1 protein-coding gene and 1 pseudogene are annotated in these 1,463 nt (G+C 52.7%); one reads left to right on the forward strand and one right to left on the reverse strand.

Annotated elements, in window-relative coordinates; translation table 11 throughout:
- Window positions 1-120 precede the first annotated feature (120 nt).
- Window positions 121-345: pseudogene (locus tag ACR3FF_RS26990) on the forward strand (transposase); the annotation flags it as partial.
- Window positions 346-1,268: 923 nt separating this feature from the next.
- On the opposite strand, the gene ACR3FF_RS26995 reads toward ACR3FF_RS26990, so the two are convergent.
- A partial coding sequence (locus tag ACR3FF_RS26995) for a hypothetical protein (RefSeq protein ID WP_458191166.1) occupies window positions 1,269-1,463 on the reverse strand: 195 nt, incomplete at its 5' end.

The following is a 1,463-nucleotide window of genomic DNA, read 5'->3' on the forward strand; positions in this document are numbered from 1 at the left end:
TTTACCAGCCGCTCTTCTATTACCGAATCCGGTGGGAGTGTCATTCATCTTCTCACCGGATCTCATACCGCTAACAGCTGGCGGTCTTCCCGTCTTCTCCAGTTAGCCTAGAACGGATGCGACGAAACATGGGATACTCCACTGTCCTCAGAGAAGGCCGCTCTGGACATTGGTGCGAACAACTTGGTCGCGTGTACCACCACTACCGGCCAGCAATATTTGTACGCAGGACGTGAGTTGTTCCAGCGATTCCACACCACGACTCGCCACATTGCCGAGTTACGTTCGAAACTCGAAGACGCAGGCCTCATCGAGTGGGATCGGGAAACAAGTAAGATACGGAAAGGACCCCAGTTCGATGAGATCCGCCCGCTCCTGCAGTTAGTGTAGGATCATGCTGACGAACTGCCTGACGATTGGATGTAAGCAGTGGCGGACTGATCGAGTTGTTCAATCGACATGACTGACAATTCTACCAGAGGTCGGTCAGTGGTTTACATCAAGATAGATTGGAACAAAGATGCGGAGAACAAGCCGCTTGTTGGCGAGGACAGGTTTCATGCTTTGCAGACAGCGGCGACCCGGCCATATACACTCCCACTGATGATTTTCGGCGGCAATGGGAATTTTCCCACTCCCACATTTTCGCCACAGAGGGCGTAAGAAGTAGTCACAGCTGAAGGATCTCCCCGGTGCTCACTGGGAAAGAATCAGAACGTAAGCAAGAATCCGACGGGAGACGACTAAGAGACCGTAGTCTCCGCTCCAGTCTTATTCCCACTCACAAAGTCGCCAAAGGAGTGGTTATGAGTCCGCTTTGTTCGTGGTCTGATTCGACGTGGATCCCGACGCGTTCTCCGATGAGTCGGTGTTCAACACGGCGTAGATCTGCTTCCCTCTCGAGAAGTCCTTCACATATGCCCGAACGTAGTTTTCATCAGTATTCACTGTGCTGCCCGGTACTTTCGACCAGATTCCAGCCTCAGCGCTGTAGACCCAGACAGCAGATCATCCTCGTTCACACCTGAGGCTTCTGCATCGGTGTAGGAGACGTTGATGAGGAACGATGCTTCGGCACCGTCAGTCGTGTTTTCCGCGACGATATACCTGCCAATATTAGTGTGACCGCTCGGGTCAGCAGGCACTTCGTCGGCGTTGGTACCGTGGAATCGGATGTCGTTGGTCTGTGAACGGAATGTCGTCGGGTAACCCGACACCTCGCCAATTGAGATGTTGGTGATCCGGGTACCGCCCGCCTCGTAGGCGCCTCAATACGACCAGCGGGCACTACTGTCCTCATCCGGTTTCTCGATATAATTGTTGTCCAAGAGTCGATAAAGATGACGCTCATCTGTAGCGGTGAATACTTTTTCATGACTGGAGTTCGTAGCCTTCCCCAGCATGGTCAGCAGAGAGAGTGTCAACGAGGTCTTTCTGCCTGACAAAGAGGACTGTTTAGAGTA

The organism is Haladaptatus ordinarius, assembly GCF_054177595.1.